Here is a 16,280-nt window from a genome sequence, read left to right as displayed (position 1 = left end):
CCCATGGCAAAACCGTTGCTCGACATATCAGCCGCGCGCGTTTTCTTCGATGGTATCTTCACCAGCCCGCGCGTCGCGCATCCGGAGGGCGTGGCCGTTCACCGCGATGGCTCGATCTGGTGTGGCACCGAAACCGGCGACCTGCTGCGGCTGGCCGCCGATGGCGGCTCGGTCGAGCGCATGGGCGGCACCGACGGTTTTCTGCTCGGCATCGCTTTCGACAGCGCGGGAAACTGCTTCGCCTGCGATCTCAGGCATGCCGCGATTTTCCGCTGGGATGCCGCGACAGCGCGCATGGAGCACTTCGCGTCGGCCGGCATTCGCGTGCCGAACTATCCGATCGTCGACGAGGCGAGGGGCTGGCTCTTCGTTTCGGACAGCGTTGGCCAGGACAATCGCTCGGGCATCTTCCGCTACGATCTCAAGACGGGCGAGGGCGGCCCGTGGTGCCGGGAGGCGATGTCGTTCGCCAACGGCATGGCGATGGCGCCGGACGGCAACGGCCTCAATGTCGTGGAGAGCGACGCACCCTGCATCAGCTATGTGCCGATCCTTGCTGACGGATCGGCGGGGGCTCGTGAGATCGTCGTCGAGGGCGTGCACAATGTTCCGGACGGAGTGGCCTTTGCGCCTGACGGCTCATTGTTCATCTCATGTTATGAGCCCAGCCGTATTTATCGCTGGCAAAAGGACAAGGGTCTCGAAGTGCTGATCGAGGATCCGGCGGCAACCACGCTGGCGCACCCCACCAACATCGCCTTCAAGGGCGACAAGCTCTATACCGCCAATCTGGGTCGCTGGCATATTACCGAGATCGACTTGAGCCTTCTCCTGCAAGAGAAGTAGCATTTCCCAGAAGGTCAACTGGCCGGGCGGAAGGGTTTTGCCAGCGAGGCCGGGAAGTGCAGGGCCAGCATCTGGCGGTTTCGTGAGATCAGCACCAGCACGATGATGGTCGCGAGATACGGCAGCGCCGACAACAGTTCGGACGGCATGTCCAGCCCCAACGCCTGACCTTGCAGCTGAAGGATCGTCATCCCGCCGAACAGCCACGCGCCAAGCAGGATGCGCAGCGGCCGCCAGGTGGCGAAGACCACCAGCGCAAGCGCGATCCAGCCCTTGCCGGCAGTCATGTTCTCGACCCAGAGCGGCGTATAGGCGACCGACAAATAGGCGCCTGCCAGGCCTGCCATCAACCCACCGAACAGCACGGCCATGTAGCGGATCCTGATCACGGGGTAGCCGATCGCATGCGACGTCTGCGGCGACTCGCCGATCGTGCGCAACACCAGGCCAGCCTTGGTCCGGTAGAGAAACCAGCTGATGGCGACGAACATCAGCAGGGCCAGATAGACCATTGGATCGAAGCGGAACAGTAGCGGACCGATCAGCGGCAGGTCGGACAGAACGGGGATGTCGAGGCGGCGCAATGCCTCGATCGGCTCGCTGCCGAAGCCGCGCCCCAGGAAGGCCGAGACGCCCGAACCGAAGATCGCCAGCGCCAGGCCGGCTGCATACTGGTTGGTCAGGAAGGTCAGCGCCAGAACGCCGAACAGCAGCGAGGCGGCGGCACCCGCCAACGCGCCGGCCAGGATCGCGACAGGCATCGGATAGCCTGCGGTGACGGCCCAGAATGCCAATGCGGCGCCCATCAGCATCATGCCTTCGATGCCGAGATTGAGGACACCCGACTTCTCCACCACGAGTTCGCCGAGCGCGGCGAAGATCAGCGGTGTGGCGGCAATGACGGTGCCGGTGAAGATGGCGATGAACAGGTCCATCAGGCTGTCTCCCGCACGATCGGAAATCCGCTCATCGTGCCGTCTCCAGCGCATGCGTGTCCCGGACGGGTCGCACCAGGCGAACGCGATAGAAGATGAAGAAATCGGTGGCGAGCAGGAAGAACAGCAGGATGCCCTGGAAGATCCGCGTCAGGGCCGAAGGCAGGCCGAGCGTCATCTGCACACCTTCGCCGCCGAGGAAAAGCAGCGACATCAACAGCCCGCCAAGCACGATGCCAAAGGCGTTCAGCCGTCCGACGAAGGCAACGATGATGGCCGCGAAGCCGTAGCCTGGCGAAATCTGAGGCGAGAGCTGCCCGAGCGGCCCGGCGGCTTCCGCCATGCCGGCGATGCCGGCCGCGGCACCTCCCGCCAGCAGTCCGATCCAGACCGCAGCCGATTCGCGAAAGCCGGCATAGCGGGCGGCAAGCGGCGCAGCCCCACTCACCGACATCTTGTAGCCGAGGAAGCTGCGGTCGGTGAACAGCCACATCAGGAGCACGGCGACGACCGTGATGAAGATCGACGGGTTGAGCCGATAGGCGGGGTCAAAAGACTCGAACAGGGCCGCCGTCGGCAGAAGCGCCGTCTGCGGATAGTTGAAGCCGGCCGGATCTCGCCACGGTCCGTGCACGAGATAGGACAGGAACAGCGTCGCGATATAGGTCATCATCAGCGTGACCAGGATCTCGTTGGTGTTCATGCGGGCGCGCAGAAAGGCGGGGATTGCCGCCCAGGCCATGCCGGCGCCCATGCCGGCAATGAACATCAGCGGCAACAGCAGCACGCTTTCGGGGTTCGGCCAGAAAAGCCCCACGCCGCTGGCCGCGATTGCCCCCATGGTGAACTGGCCCTCGGCGCCGATATTCCAGACATTGGCGCGGAAGCCGACCGCCAGCCCGCAAGCGATAAGGATCAGCGGCGAGGCCTTGAGCAGCCATTCGGACAGGCCGTTCATGGAAGAGAGCGGCTCGATGAAGAAGGCATGGAGGGTCGCCAGCGGATCATGTCCGAGGGAGGCGAAAAAAATCGATCCGACGACAACGGTCAACAGGGTCGCCAGTGCCGGCGCGGCGACGCGCATCAGCGAGGAGGGCTCCGGCCTTTGTTCAATCCTGAAGCGCATTGTTGCCACCCCCATTTGCCGATGCGCCGTCGCTCATGCCGCCGCCCGTCATCAGAAGTCCGATCTCCTCGCGATCGGTCGTCTTGCGCTCCAGCGGCGGGGAAACCTTCCCTTGGCAGATGACCAGCAGCCGGTCGCAGATCTCGAACAGCTCGTCGAGTTCCTCGGAGACGACGAGCACCGCCGCGCCGGCGCGGCTGAGATCGACGATGGTCTGCCGGATGAAGGCGCTCGCGCCGACATCGACCCCCCAAGTCGGCTGAGACACCAGGAGGAGCTTCGGCTGGAGCGCGATTTCACGCCCCACGATGAATTTCTGCAGATTACCGCCGGACAGGCTTTGCGCGATCGCCTGCGCCCCGTTGGCCTTGACCTTGAACCTATCGATTATGCCGGCGGCGAACGCCTTGGCCCGGCGCCGGTCGACCAGCCCATTGCGCACCGTGCCGAAACGGTGCGCGGTCAGCACCGCATTCTCCCACAGCGTGTGCGAGGGCACGGCGCCGCGCCCGAGCCGCTCTTCGGGAACGAAGGCAACGCCGAGCTTGCGGCGCTCGTGCGGGCGAAGGCGGGCTGCGCCGGTTCCGCAAATCCGGATGGCGTCGCTGCGCTCATGCGTGCGCTCGCCGCTGAGCAAGGCGATCAGCTCGGCCTGGCCGTTGCCGGAAACCCCGGCCAGGCCGACGATCTCGCCGCCATGCACCTTGAAGGAAACGTCCTTCAGGTCGACGCCGAAATGATCCCGGGCCGTCACCGTAAGCCTGTTGACCTCGAGCACCGGTCTGTCGCTTGGCGTCGGCGGCCCGACATGCATTTCAGGCAGCTTCGAACCCACCATCATGCGGGCAAGCTCCAGCGATGTCGTCTCCTTCGGACGCGCGGTACCGGTGACCTTGCCGTTGCGCAGCACAGTGGCGGTGTCGCAGAGATCCTGGACCTCGTCGAGCTTGTGGCTGATATAGACGATGCTGCAGCCCTCGGCGGCAAGTTGGCGGAGCGTCTCGAACAGCTTCACCACCGCCTGGGGCGTCAGCACCGAGGTCGGCTCGTCGAGGATCAGCAGTTTCGGCGACTGTAGCAGGCAGCGCACGATCTCGACGCGCTGGCGCTCGCCGACCGACAGGTCGTGCACCTGGCGATGCGGGTCGATGGGCATGCCGTAGCGGCGTGACAGATCGCGGATCTTGTCGGCGAGCAAGGGCAGGTCGTACGCGCTGCTGGCCGAGAGCGCTATGTTCTCGACCACCGAAACGGATTCGAACAGCGCGAAATGCTGGTAGACCATTTCGATGCCGAGCGCGCGCGACATCGCCGGGGTGTGCGTGGCGATCGGATTGCCATCGCAAAAGATCTCGCCGGAATCGGCTTGCGTCGCCCCATAGATGATCTTCATCAGAGTGGATTTGCCGGCGCCGTTTTCGCCCAGCACGGCATGGATCTCGCCGGCTTGAATCGAGAGCGACACATCGTCATTGGCGACGACGCCGGGATAACGCTTGCAGATGTTGCGCAGTTCTAGTCGCGGATGCATGGCGGGGTCCTGCCGTGGCGTGAAGCGAGGTTGGACGGGAACCAGGCAAGGAGAAGCCGAAGATATGGACTTGGGCGTCTCCCGGCACTTTTACGGCGATCAGCTCAGCCTGCCGATCATCCCCTTCACGAACCAGTTCATGCCGCGAATGTCGCCATCGGCCAGAACCGAACCAGCGGCAACCTTGACGTTGCCGTCCTGATCCTTCAGCTCCCCGGCGTAGGGATGAAGCTTGCCGCTGCCGATGTCGGCCTCGAGCTGCTTGAGCTTGGCGCGCGCATCGGCGGGGATACCCTCATTGTAGGGGGCCATTTTCACCACGCCGGCCGCCAATCCGTCCCAGCGTACTTCCGGCTTCCAGGTACCGGCGGCCACGGCCTTGGCTGCGCCGACATAGTCGCTGGTCCAATCGAGAACGAAAGAGGTCAGCTGCTTGCCCGAGGCGAATTTCGACATGTCGCTGGCATAGCCGATCGACCAGGCGCCGCCTTCGCCGGCGACCTGCACGCCGGTCGCGGTGTCCGTCATCGAGCAGACCACGTCGCAGCCTTGCGAGATCAGCGTCTTGGCCGCCTCCTTCTCCTTGCCCGGGTCGAACCAGGAATTCAGGAAGATGGTGTTGCAGGTCGCATTTGGGTTGACGCTCTGCGCGCCAAGCAGCAGTGCATTTGCCGGACCGACGATGTCGGGGATCGGAAAGCCGCCGATGAAACCGATCTTGCCCGACTTGGACATGTAGCCGCCCGCCGCGCCGGCAACGAAGGTGCCTTCGTAATATTTGGCCTCGAAGGTTCCCAGATTGGCGAGGTGGACGATGCCCGAGCAGTGTTCGAACGCCACCTTGGGAAAGCGCGGCGCCACCTTCTGCATCGGCGTTCCATGCGAAAAGCTTGTGCCGAAGATCAGCCTGTTACCGGCGCTGGCCAATTCGCGGAAGACACGCTCGGCGTCCTGCGGCATGAAGATGTTGTCGATGACGGTGAGCTCGACCTTGTCGCCGAATTCGGCCTTGATGGCCTCGACGCCGAGGCTGTGCTGCTTGGTCCAGCCGATCTCGGCGACCGGCGAGACGTAGACGGCACCGATCTTTAGCACCTCCTGCGCCTGTGCGCTGGCGCTTAGCCCTCCCGCGCCCAACGCGGCTCCGGCCGCGCCGCTGTATTTCAGGAATTCGCGTCTCGTCAGATTGTTCATGATGGCAGCCCTCTGTTGGTCTTTTTTGTCGATGCCCGGCTTGTCGGTGCCCGGTCTGTTCTGGGGAGATGGAGGTGAAGATGCGTTGCCGTGTCGCCGTCGCCGGATGCATTAGACAACCTTCGCAGCGGCACAGTCTCGCCGTCGGCCTTGCCGTCCAGATAGGGCGCCAGCGCTTCGGCAGGCGTCATCTCTGGAAACACTGCGCGATCCATGATGTAGCCGCGCACCACCGCGCGGTGGTGGGTGTCGATCAGGTCCATGGCCGGTTTCAGCCGGCCCTTCTCCAGCAGGTCGACGACCCGCGAGTGGTCGTCCAGCAGATTGCAATAGTCGAAATCGGCCGAAATGAGGGAGCGCAGCAGCGTCGTGCGGCGCACCAGCTGCGCGTGGATTTCCTGCATGACCTTGTTGCGGCTGAGGCGTACGAACACGGTATGGAACTCTTGGCCAAGCACGTCGGCCAGCGCATCGTTGCCGGCGGCAACAGCCTGGCGCTGGCGCTCGACATGCTGGCGCAGCTCGGCCCAGCCGGCCGGCCCGAGGCGATCGCTGAGCTGTGCTGCGACGCCCTGTTCGACGAGCGTCAACGCGTCGTAGATCTCCATCGCCTCCTGCATGCTCGGCTTGGCGACGAAGGCACCGCGGTTGCGTTCGATCTGGGCCAGCCCGTCATCGGCGAGCCGGATCAGGGCCTGGCGCACCACAATGCGGCTCACGTTGAATATTTCGGAGAGTTCGCGTTCGCCGAGCTTGCAGCCGGGCACGAGGCGATGGTCGATGATGGCGCGGGTCAGCGTATCCGCGATGGTCTGGGAACGGCTGCTCAAGGCATGGTTCTCCGCCATTTCGACGACATGATCAGCAGGCTTTCGTGATGGCGACATGCCCCGTCAGGACACGACATATCCCAAGTTCAGCTTTCCCATATCGGAATTCAATCATCATAATCTGTCAACACAAAAAGGGATTTTGGACGACAAAAAAATGTTGATTGGTATCCAATCTTGTGGTTTCGTCATCTCGAAACGTCGGGCTAGGTTCATGGTGAAGGGCTAGCCGAGCTGGGAGGGAAGCCGATGGCTCCCCATTGCGTTGACCGCGAGCTTCTGAATGATTGGCACATCGTCGCGGATCAGGAATCGCTAAGCCAGGATACGCCGTTTGCCACATGCCTGCTTGGAGTCGATCTCTCCGTCCACAAATGTTCAAACAAGATCGAAGTCGTTCGCGGCGACACGGGCGCCACGCTGAAAAGCGCCCAGCGTTATGGCTTCATCTGGACCTGTCTGGACAAGCCCTCGCGCGACATCATCTATATCCCCGAGGCCAATGAGGCAGACCGGCATCTTGTCAGCGGCGGTTCGATCGCGGTCAAGGTGTCGGGCCTCCGCGCGGTCGAGAACTTTCTCGACATGGGGCATTTTCCCTTCATTCATACCGGCTGGCTCGGCGAGGAGCCGCATACCGAGGTCGCGCCCTACAAGGTTGAGATCACAGCGCAGGACGAACTGCTGGCGACCGAGTGCAAATTCTATCAGCCGGTGGCTTCGCCGACCGCCAAGCAAGGCTTTGTCGTCGACTACATCTACAAGGTGATCCGGCCCTACACGGCAGCTCTCTACAAGAGCAACCCGATCCAGAAGGACCGGCTCGACGTCATTACCCTGTTCGTGCAGCCGGTGGACGAGGAAAACTGCATCGCGCATCCTTACCTCTGCTATCTCAAGGAAGGCATGGAGGCGGCAACGGTGCGCAGCTTTATGCAATTGATCTTCGCCCAGGACAAACCGATCCTGGAGAACCAGGTACCCAAGCGCCTGCCGCTCGATCCGCGTGCCGAGACCCCGATCCGTGCCGATGCCGTGTCGGTTTCCTACCGGCGCTGGTTGCGTGATCGGGCCGTCACCTATGGCGCGATACCGGCACAAGCCTGATGACGTCTGAGGACATCCAGAGGATAAAACGATGACAAAATGCTCGGATCCCGTGATCCTCAATCTCTGGCATCCCGTAGGCGCGATCGCCGAGACCGTTCCCGGCGGTGTCCAGGACACCGTTCTGCTCGAGGAGCGCCTCAGTTTTGCGGTCGATATGGATGGTGAGCCCGTCGTCTGGCGCTCACGTCCCGATGTAGAAAGGGTGGATCGTATTCCAGGCGCCGACAGGCTGCCGGCAAGAAGCGCCTACGGCTATGTCTGGACTTCGCTCGGCTCGCCACCGGCCGAGCTGTTTCCGATCCCGGAATATGAAGAGCCGGACCGCCGCAAGCTCAACGCGGCCACGTTTGGCGTCAACGTCTCGGCACCGCGCGCCATCGAGAACTTTCTCGACATGGGTCACTTCCCCTATGTCCATACCGACATATTGGGTGTCGAGCCGCACACCGAGGTCAAGGAATACGACGTCGAGATCTCGGTAGATCGTGACGAGATCCTGGCCACGCGCTGCCGCTTCTTCCAGCCGATGGCTTCGACCGCTTCCGATGGCGGCGCAGACGTGGATTACGTCTATCGCGTGCCGCACCCCTATTGCTCCGTGCTTTATAAATCGAGCCCGGTCGATGAGGCACGGCGCGATGTCATCGCCATCTTCCTGCAGCCGGTCGACCAGGAGCATGTGCGCGCCCACATGTTGCTTTGCGTGCTCGACGAGGACAACGAAGACAAGGTGATCAAGCGCTTTCAGCAGACGATCTTCGGCCAGGACAAGCCGATCCTGGAAAACCAGGTGCCCAAACGCCTGCCGCTCGATCCGCGTGCCGAAACACCCATCCGGGCCGACAAGTCGGCCATCGCCTACCGGCGCTGGCTCAGCCAGAAGGGCGTGACCTACGGTGTCATTCCGGTTGCGGCCTGACGAGATTCTTGGAGACGATTGATGTTGGAAGAAGCCAGAAGCCAGTGGCATCCGATCGCCGCTTCCCATGATTTGCCGTACCGCCACGTTTTCCATGGTCAATTGCTCGGCCGGGAATTCGCCGTCTGGCGTGCCGATGACGGCTACGTCAACATCTGGGAAAACCGCTGCCTGCATCGCGGCGTCAGGCTGTCGATCGGCATCAATGATGGGCGCGAGCTGAAGTGCCAGTATCACGGCTGGCGTTATTCGAACCGCACCGCCGGCTGCACCTACATTCCCGCGCATCCGGCCGACGCGCCGGCCCGCACCATCACCAACCGCACCTTCCCGGCGGTCGAGCGCTACGGTCTTGTCTGGTCGTCCGAGGAGCCTCGCGGCGAGGTGCCGGATTTTGCCGCGCTGACCGGAAGCGAGCTGCTCGCCTTGCGCGGAATTCCGGTCAACGCGCCGGCCGGCAGGGTCGTGGAAAGGCTGAAGGCCTATCGCTTTCAGCCCAACGCAGCGCTCGAAGGCGAGGGTGCGGAAACCATCATGGAGGCCGCGCGGGATTTTGTCGTGGCGCTGCGTTCGCGCGATGGCGGTGCCGCGACGCACGGCGTGTTCTTCGTGCAGCCGGTTGACTCCAACCGCTCGGTGATCCGTGGCGTGCTCGATCGGGAGGCCGAAGGAGCCGCCCGCATCGCCATCCTGCGCCACCACAATGAACGGTTGTCGAAGCTGCGCGACGCAGCCGAGCGCGAGGCGGCAAGCGCCACGGCGCCCCCGCCGATCGAACCGGTCTATGAAAGGGTGTCGGCCGAACTCTCCGAAATGCCCGAGGTGACCGCGCATGGCCGCAAGGCGGCGCTGCGCGTCAGCGTGGCGAGGAAATGGCAGGCGGCCGACGGTATTGCCGCATTCGAGCTTCGCCCGGTCAAGGGACTGCTGCCCACCTTCCAGCCTGGCGCCCATATCGACGTCCACATGCCCAATGGCGAGATCAGGCAGTATTCGATCACCAATGGCCCCGGCGAGACCGACAGCTTTGTCATCGGCGTCAAGCTGGAGCGCGATTCCAAGGGCGGTTCGAAATGCATGCACGAGACCGTCCGCGAGGGCGACGTGCTGGCGATTTCCGAGCCGCGCAACAATTTCCCGCTACGCCGTGACGCGATCAAGACGCTGTTCGTCGCCGGCGGCATCGGCATCACCCCGCTGTTGGCCATGGCCCAGGCATTGAAGAACCAGGAGCTGACGCACGAGCTTCACTATTTCGCGCAAGGCGAAGAGCACCTCGCTTTCGCCGATCGCTTGCAGCGTTTGGGGGATTCGCTGGTTCCGCATCTCGGCCTCTCGCCGGAGCAGACGGGCGCGAAGGTGCGCGAGCTGCTTTCGCAGTACCGCAACGGCATGCACCTCTACATCTGCGGCCCCGGCCCAATGCTGGAAGCGGCGCGAAAAATCGCGGCCGATCAGGGCTGGCCGGAGGCCGCCATCCATTTCGAATATTTCAAGAACACCAACAAGATCGATGACAGTTCGAGCTTCGAGGTGGCCCTGGCGCGCTCCTGCGTCACGCTTCAGGTGCCGGCCGGCAAGACCATCATGCAGGTCATGCGCGAGAACGGCATCGACGTTCCGTCATCCTGCGAGCAGGGGGCGTGCGGTACCTGCGTCGCGGCAGTCATCGAGGGCGAGCCGGATCATCAGGACGTCTATCTGAACGACGCCGAGAAGAAGGCAGGGACCAAGATCATGACCTGTGTCTCGCGCGCCAAATCGGCACGCCTCGTGCTGGACATATAGGAGCTGCCGATGATCACGCTTTACGACTACGAGCTGTCGGGCAATTGCTACAAATTGCGGCTGCTGATGAGTTTTCTCGGCATCGACTACAAGACCGTGCCGGTCGACTTCTACCCCGGCCGCGAGCACAAGGCGGAATGGTTCCTGAAGCTCAATCCGCTCGGCCAACTGCCGGTCATCGATGATGACGGGCTGATCCTGCGAGACGCCCAGGCGATCATGGTCTACCTCGCGTCGAAATACGATCCGTCGGGCACATGGTATCCCCGGAACAGCCCGGCCCTGCTCGGCGAGATCAGCCAGTGGCTGGCCTTCGCCGACGGCATCACTTCGACGGCGTCGGTCGCCCGCCTGCACGACGCGCTGTTCTACGATTTCGACATCGATGCCGCGCGCGCCGGCGCGCACCGGCTGTTCCGTATCCTCGACGAGCATCTGTGGTTCGGCGAGCAGCAGGGCCGCGGCTGGATCTGCTCGGCCGGTCATCCGACCATCGCCGATATTGCCTGCTTTCCCTACATCATGCTGTCGGAGGAGGGCGGCATTGCGCGCCAGGACTATCCCGCCATCCGGCGCTGGTGCGATCGCGTCAAACGCATCAAAGGCTTTACCGTGATGTCGGGCGTGTTCCCGGCAGGGCCGGCCAAGGCCGCATGATTTCTAGCGCAACGCCGGGCGATCGATCGTCCCGGCAAGCAAGTTTGGAGAGAGAAAACCCGGCGCCGGCCAGGAGATCTCGACCCGGCCCTTCCAGCTGGTTACCGGGCGGACCTGGATGGGCACCGCCTTCGGCGGCGCGCGCGGCCGCACCGACGTGCCCAGGATCGTCGACTGGTACATGGACGGCAAGATCGAGATCGACCCGATGATCACCCACACGCTCAAGCTCGAGGACATCAACAAGGGTTTCGACCTCATGCATGAGGGCAAGTCGATCAGGAGTGTCGTGGTTTATTGAGAAAGCCACACGCCGCCGGCCCGAGGACATCCCACTTGGACCGACAGGAGGTCCTGTCTGCTTGAGTAGGCGGGGCCACAGAAACGCCCGGACTTTTCGCTACCTCCAGCCTCCCGGCCAGGTCGGCGTGTTCCCAAAGTCCGGCGTCGACCGGCGGCGTGACCGAGGTGCACCTCGGTCACGCCGCCGGTCGACGCCGGACTTTGGGAACACGCCGACCTGGCCGGGAGGCTGGAGGTAGCGAAAAGTCCGGGCGTTTCTGTGGCCCCGCCTACTCAAGCAGACAGGACCTCCTGTCGGTCCAAGTGGGATGTCCTCGGGCCGGCGGCGTGTGGCTTTCTCAATAAACCACGACACTCCTGATCGACTTGCCCTCATGCATGAGGTCGAAACCCTTGTTGATGTCCTCGAGCTTGAGCGTGTGGGTGATCATCGGGTCGATCTCGATCTTGCCGTCCATGTACCAGTCGACGATCCTGGGCACGTCGGTGCGGCCGCGCGCGCCGCCGAAGGCGGTGCCCATCCAGGTCCGCCCGGTAACCAGCTGGAAGGGCCGGGTCGAGATCTCCTGGCCGGCGCCGGGTTTTCTCTCTCCAAACTTGCTTGCCGGGACGATCGATCGCCCGGCGTTGCGCTAGAAATCATGCGGCCTTGGCCGGCCCTGCCGGGAACACGCCCGACATCACGGTAAAGCCTTTGATGCGTTTGACGCGATCGCACCAGCGCCGGATGGCGGGATAGTCCTGGCGCGCAATGCCGCCCTCCTCCGACAGCATGATGTAGGGAAAGCAGGCAATATCGGCGATGGTCGGATGACCGGCCGAGCAGATCCAGCCGCGGCCCTGCTGCTCGCCGAACCACAGATGCTCGTCGAGGATACGGAACAGCCGGTGCGCGCCGGCGCGCGCGGCATCGATGTCGAAATCGTAGAACAGCGCGTCGTGCAGGCGGGCGACCGACGCCGTCGAAGTGATGCCGTCGGCGAAGGCCAGCCACTGGCTGATCTCGCCGAGCAGGGCCGGGCTGTTCCGGGGATACCATGTGCCCGACGGATCGTATTTCGACGCGAGGTAGACCATGATCGCCTGGGCGTCTCGCAGGATCAGCCCGTCATCATCGATGACCGGCAGTTGGCCGAGCGGATTGAGCTTCAGGAACCATTCCGCCTTGTGCTCGCGGCCGGGGTAGAAGTCGACCGGCACGGTCTTGTAGTCGATGCCGAGAAAACTCATCAGCAGCCGCAATTTGTAGCAATTGCCCGACAGCTCGTAGTCGTAAAGCGTGATCATCGGCAGCTCCTATATGTCCAGCACGAGGCGTGCCGATTTGGCGCGCGAGACACAGGTCATGATCTTGGTCCCTGCCTTCTTCTCGGCGTCGTTCAGATAGACGTCCTGATGATCCGGCTCGCCCTCGATGACTGCCGCGACGCAGGTACCGCACGCCCCCTGCTCGCAGGATGACGGAACGTCGATGCCGTTCTCGCGCATGACCTGCATGATGGTCTTGCCGGCCGGCACCTGAAGCGTGACGCAGGAGCGCGCCAGGGCCACCTCGAAGCTCGAACTGTCATCGATCTTGTTGGTGTTCTTGAAATATTCGAAATGGATGGCGGCCTCCGGCCAGCCCTGATCGGCCGCGATTTTTCGCGCCGCTTCCAGCATTGGGCCGGGGCCGCAGATGTAGAGGTGCATGCCGTTGCGGTACTGCGAAAGCAGCTCGCGCACCTTCGCGCCCGTCTGCTCCGGCGAGAGGCCGAGATGCGGAACCAGCGAATCCCCCAAACGCTGCAAGCGATCGGCGAAAGCGAGGTGCTCTTCGCCTTGCGCGAAATAGTGAAGCTCGTGCGTCAGCTCCTGGTTCTTCAATGCCTGGGCCATGGCCAACAGCGGGGTGATGCCGATGCCGCCGGCGACGAACAGCGTCTTGATCGCGTCACGGCGTAGCGGGAAATTGTTGCGCGGCTCGGAAATCGCCAGCACGTCGCCCTCGCGGACGGTCTCGTGCATGCATTTCGAACCGCCCTTGGAATCGCGCTCCAGCTTGACGCCGATGACAAAGCTGTCGGTCTCGCCGGGGCCATTGGTGATCGAATACTGCCTGATCTCGCCATTGGGCATGTGGACGTCGATATGGGCGCCAGGCTGGAAGGTGGGCAGCAGTCCCTTGACCGGGCGAAGCTCGAATGCGGCAATACCGTCGGCCGCCTGCCATTTCCTCGCCACGCTGACGCGCAGCGCCGCCTTGCGGCCATGCGCGGTCACCTCGGGCATTTCGGAGAGTTCGGCCGACACCCTTTCATAGACCGGTTCGATCGGCGGGGGCGCCGTGGCGCTTGCCGCCTCGCGCTCGGCTGCGTCGCGCAGCTTCGACAACCGTTCATTGTGGTGGCGCAGGATGGCGATGCGGGCGGCTCCTTCGGCCTCCCGATCGAGCACGCCACGGATCACCGAGCGGTTGGAGTCAACCGGCTGCACGAAGAACACGCCGTGCGTCGCGGCACCGCCATCGCGCGAACGCAGCGCCACGACAAAATCCCGCGCGGCCTCCATGATGGTTTCCGCACCCTCGCCTTCGAGCGCTGCGTTGGGCTGAAAGCGATAGGCCTTCAGCCTTTCCACGACCCTGCCGGCCGGCGCGTTGACCGGAATTCCGCGCAAGGCGAGCAGCTCGCTTCCGGTCAGCGCGGCAAAATCCGGCACCTCGCCGCGAGGCTCCTCGGACGACCAGACAAGACCGTAGCGCTCGACCGCCGGGAAGGTGCGGTTGGTGATGGTGCGGGCCGGCGCGTCGGCCGGATGCGCGGGAATGTAGGTGCAGCCGGCGGTGCGGTTCGAATAACGCCAGCCGTGATACTGGCACTTCAGCTCGCGCCCATCATTGATGCCGATCGACAGCCTGACGCCGCGATGCAGGCAGCGGTTTTCCCAGATGTTGACGTAGCCGTCATCGGCACGCCAGACGGCGAATTCCCGGCCGAGCAATTGACCATGGAAAACGTGGCGGTACGGCAAATCATGGGAAGCGGCGATCGGATGCCACTGGCTTCTGGCTTCTTCCAACATCAATCGTCTCCAAGAATCTCGTCAGGCCGCAACCGGAATGACACCGTAGGTCACGCCCTTCTGGCTGAGCCAGCGCCGGTAGGCGATGGCCGACTTGTCGGCCCGGATGGGTGTTTCGGCACGCGGATCGAGCGGCAGGCGTTTGGGCACCTGGTTTTCCAGGATCGGCTTGTCCTGGCCGAAGATCGTCTGCTGAAAGCGCTTGATCACCTTGTCTTCGTTGTCCTCGTCGAGCACGCAAAGCAACATGTGGGCGCGCACATGCTCCTGGTCGACCGGCTGCAGGAAGATGGCGATGACATCGCGCCGTGCCTCATCGACCGGGCTCGATTTATAAAGCACGGAGCAATAGGGGTGCGGCACGCGATAGACGTAATCCACGTCTGCGCCGCCATCGGAAGCGGTCGAAGCCATCGGCTGGAAGAAGCGGCAGCGCGTGGCCAGGATCTCGTCACGATCTACCGAGATCTCGACGTCGTATTCCTTGACCTCGGTGTGCGGCTCGACACCCAATATGTCGGTATGGACATAGGGGAAGTGACCCATGTCGAGAAAGTTCTCGATGGCGCGCGGTGCCGAGACGTTGACGCCAAACGTGGCCGCGTTGAGCTTGCGGCGGTCCGGCTCTTCATATTCCGGGATCGGAAACAGCTCGGCCGGTGGCGAGCCGAGCGAAGTCCAGACATAGCCGTAGGCGCTTCTTGCCGGCAGCCTGTCGGCGCCTGGAATACGATCCACCCTTTCTACATCGGGACGTGAGCGCCAGACGACGGGCTCACCATCCATATCGACCGCAAAACTGAGGCGCTCCTCGAGCAGAACGGTGTCCTGGACACCGCCGGGAACGGTCTCGGCGATCGCGCCTACGGGATGCCAGAGATTGAGGATCACGGGATCCGAGCATTTTGTCATCGTTTTATCCTCTGGATGTCCTCAGACGTCATCAGGCTTGTGCCGGTATCGCGCCATAGGTGACGGCCCGATCACGCAACCAGCGCCGGTAGGAAACCGACACGGCATCGGCACGGATCGGGGTCTCGGCACGCGGATCGAGCGGCAGGCGCTTGGGTACCTGGTTCTCCAGGATCGGTTTGTCCTGGGCGAAGATCAATTGCATAAAGCTGCGCACCGTTGCCGCCTCCATGCCTTCCTTGAGATAGCAGAGGTAAGGATGCGCGATGCAGTTTTCCTCGTCCACCGGCTGCACGAACAGGGTAATGACGTCGAGCCGGTCCTTCTGGATCGGGTTGCTCTTGTAGAGAGCTGCCGTGTAGGGCCGGATCACCTTGTAGATGTAGTCGACGACAAAGCCTTGCTTGGCGGTCGGCGAAGCCACCGGCTGATAGAATTTGCACTCGGTCGCCAGCAGTTCGTCCTGCGCTGTGATCTCAACCTTGTAGGGCGCGACCTCGGTATGCGGCTCCTCGCCGAGCCAGCCGGTATGAATGAAGGGAAAATGCCCCATGTCGAGAAAGTTCTCGACCGCGCGGAGGCCCGACACCTTGACCGCGATCGAACCGCCGCTGACAAGATGCCGGTCTGCCTCATTGGCCTCGGGGATATAGATGATGTCGCGCGAGGGCTTGTCCAGACAGGTCCAGATGAAGCCATAACGCTGGGCGCTTTTCAGCGTGGCGCCCGTGTCGCCGCGAACGACTTCGATCTTGTTTGAACATTTGTGGACGGAGAGATCGACTCCAAGCAGGCATGTGGCAAACGGCGTATCCTGGCTTAGCGATTCCTGATCCGCGACGATGTGCCAATCATTCAGAAGCTCGCGGTCAACGCAATGGGGAGCCATCGGCTTCCCTCCCAGCTCGGCTAGCCCTTCACCATGAACCTAGCCCGACGTTTCGAGATGACGAAACCACAAGATTGGATACCAATCAACATTTTTTTGTCGTCCAAAATCCCTTTTTGTGTTGACAGATTATGATGATTGAATTCCGATATGGGAAAGCTGAACTTGGGATATGTC

14 protein-coding genes and 2 pseudogenes are annotated in these 16,280 nt (G+C 62.9%); 6 read left to right on the top strand and 10 right to left on the bottom strand.

Annotated features, from left to right (window positions below):
* The first annotated feature begins 3 nt into the window (after positions 1–3).
* The gene (locus LB532_RS26625; RefSeq protein WP_140638408.1) at positions 4–846 is read left to right on the top strand and encodes an SMP-30/gluconolactonase/LRE family protein; all 843 of its coding nucleotides are present in this window, start codon (positions 4–6) and stop codon (positions 844–846) included.
* A 14-nt stretch (positions 847–860) separates the two neighbouring features.
* Here the strand turns inward: LB532_RS26625 and LB532_RS26620 are convergent, their stop codons facing one another.
* The 5 genes from LB532_RS26620 to LB532_RS26600 form a co-directional block, all read right to left on the bottom strand.
* Positions 861–1,781 (bottom strand): ABC transporter permease, encoded by a 921-nt coding sequence (locus LB532_RS26620; RefSeq protein WP_140638409.1) that lies wholly within the window; start codon positions 1,779–1,781, stop codon positions 861–863.
* Positions 1,782–1,812: 31 nt separating this feature from the next.
* Positions 1,813–2,907, bottom strand: a complete 1,095-nt coding sequence (locus LB532_RS26615; protein ID WP_140638410.1) for an ABC transporter permease — start codon at positions 2,905–2,907, stop codon at positions 1,813–1,815.
* Positions 2,891–4,438, bottom strand: coding sequence for an ABC transporter ATP-binding protein (locus LB532_RS26610; RefSeq protein ID WP_140638411.1), 1,548 nt, complete (start codon positions 4,436–4,438; stop codon positions 2,891–2,893). Before LB532_RS26610 ends, LB532_RS26615 begins: the two co-directional genes overlap by 17 nt.
* 99 nt (positions 4,439–4,537) lie before the next feature.
* The gene (locus tag LB532_RS26605; protein WP_224557464.1) at positions 4,538–5,632 is read right to left on the bottom strand and encodes a BMP family ABC transporter substrate-binding protein; all 1,095 of its coding nucleotides are present in this window, start codon (positions 5,630–5,632) and stop codon (positions 4,538–4,540) included.
* Complete coding sequence (locus LB532_RS26600) at positions 5,629–6,462, bottom strand: GntR family transcriptional regulator (RefSeq protein WP_140638413.1); 834 nt, start codon at positions 6,460–6,462, stop codon at positions 5,629–5,631. The genes LB532_RS26605 and LB532_RS26600 overlap by 4 nt, the downstream gene beginning before the upstream one ends.
* A 249-nt stretch (positions 6,463–6,711) precedes the next feature.
* On the opposite strand from LB532_RS26600, the gene LB532_RS26595 reads away from it, so the two are divergent.
* From LB532_RS26595 to LB532_RS26575, 5 genes and pseudogenes are all read left to right on the top strand, one after another.
* A complete protein-coding gene (locus tag LB532_RS26595; RefSeq protein WP_140638414.1) occupies positions 6,712–7,569 on the top strand; it encodes an aromatic ring-hydroxylating oxygenase subunit alpha in 858 nt (285 codons plus the stop codon).
* A gap of 31 nt (positions 7,570–7,600) precedes the next feature.
* Positions 7,601–8,491, top strand: coding sequence for an aromatic ring-hydroxylating oxygenase subunit alpha (locus LB532_RS26590; protein WP_140638415.1), 891 nt, complete (start codon positions 7,601–7,603; stop codon positions 8,489–8,491).
* 21 nt (positions 8,492–8,512) lie between these two features.
* Entirely contained in the window at positions 8,513–10,279 is a 1,767-nt protein-coding gene (locus tag LB532_RS26585) for a Rieske 2Fe-2S domain-containing protein (protein ID WP_140638416.1), read from the top strand.
* A gap of 9 nt (positions 10,280–10,288) precedes the next feature.
* On the top strand, positions 10,289–10,936 hold the full coding sequence (locus LB532_RS26580) for a glutathione S-transferase family protein (protein ID WP_140638417.1): 648 nt from the start codon (positions 10,289–10,291) through the stop codon (positions 10,934–10,936).
* A gap of 61 nt (positions 10,937–10,997) precedes the next feature.
* Positions 10,998–11,237 (top strand): annotated as a pseudogene (locus tag LB532_RS26575) (S-(hydroxymethyl)glutathione dehydrogenase); the annotation flags it as partial.
* 340 nt (positions 11,238–11,577) lie between these two features.
* Here the strand turns inward: LB532_RS26575 and LB532_RS26570 are convergent.
* From LB532_RS26570 to LB532_RS26550, 5 genes and pseudogenes are all read right to left on the bottom strand, one after another.
* Positions 11,578–11,817, bottom strand: a pseudogene (locus LB532_RS26570) (S-(hydroxymethyl)glutathione dehydrogenase); the annotation flags it as partial.
* A 61-nt stretch (positions 11,818–11,878) separates the two neighbouring features.
* Entirely contained in the window at positions 11,879–12,526 is a 648-nt protein-coding gene (locus LB532_RS26565; protein WP_140638417.1) for a glutathione S-transferase family protein, read from the bottom strand.
* Positions 12,527–12,535: 9 nt separating this feature from the next.
* Positions 12,536–14,302 carry a Rieske 2Fe-2S domain-containing protein gene (locus tag LB532_RS26560; protein WP_140638416.1) on the bottom strand — a complete coding sequence of 589 codons (1,767 nt, stop codon included), beginning with the start codon at positions 14,300–14,302 and terminating at the stop codon, positions 12,536–12,538.
* 21 nt (positions 14,303–14,323) lie between these two features.
* Entirely contained in the window at positions 14,324–15,214 is an 891-nt protein-coding gene (locus LB532_RS26555) for an aromatic ring-hydroxylating oxygenase subunit alpha (protein WP_140638415.1), read from the bottom strand.
* A 31-nt stretch (positions 15,215–15,245) separates the two neighbouring features.
* Positions 15,246–16,103 (bottom strand): aromatic ring-hydroxylating oxygenase subunit alpha, encoded by an 858-nt coding sequence (locus LB532_RS26550; RefSeq protein ID WP_140638414.1) that lies wholly within the window; start codon positions 16,101–16,103, stop codon positions 15,246–15,248.
* Positions 16,104–16,280: the final 177 nt, after the last annotated feature.

Origin of the sequence: Mesorhizobium sp. ESP-6-2, from assembly GCF_020164675.1 — a bacterium.
Taxonomy (GTDB): Bacteria; Pseudomonadota; Alphaproteobacteria; order Rhizobiales; family Rhizobiaceae; genus Mesorhizobium.
This window is presented reverse-complemented; position numbering and strand designations above follow the sequence as displayed.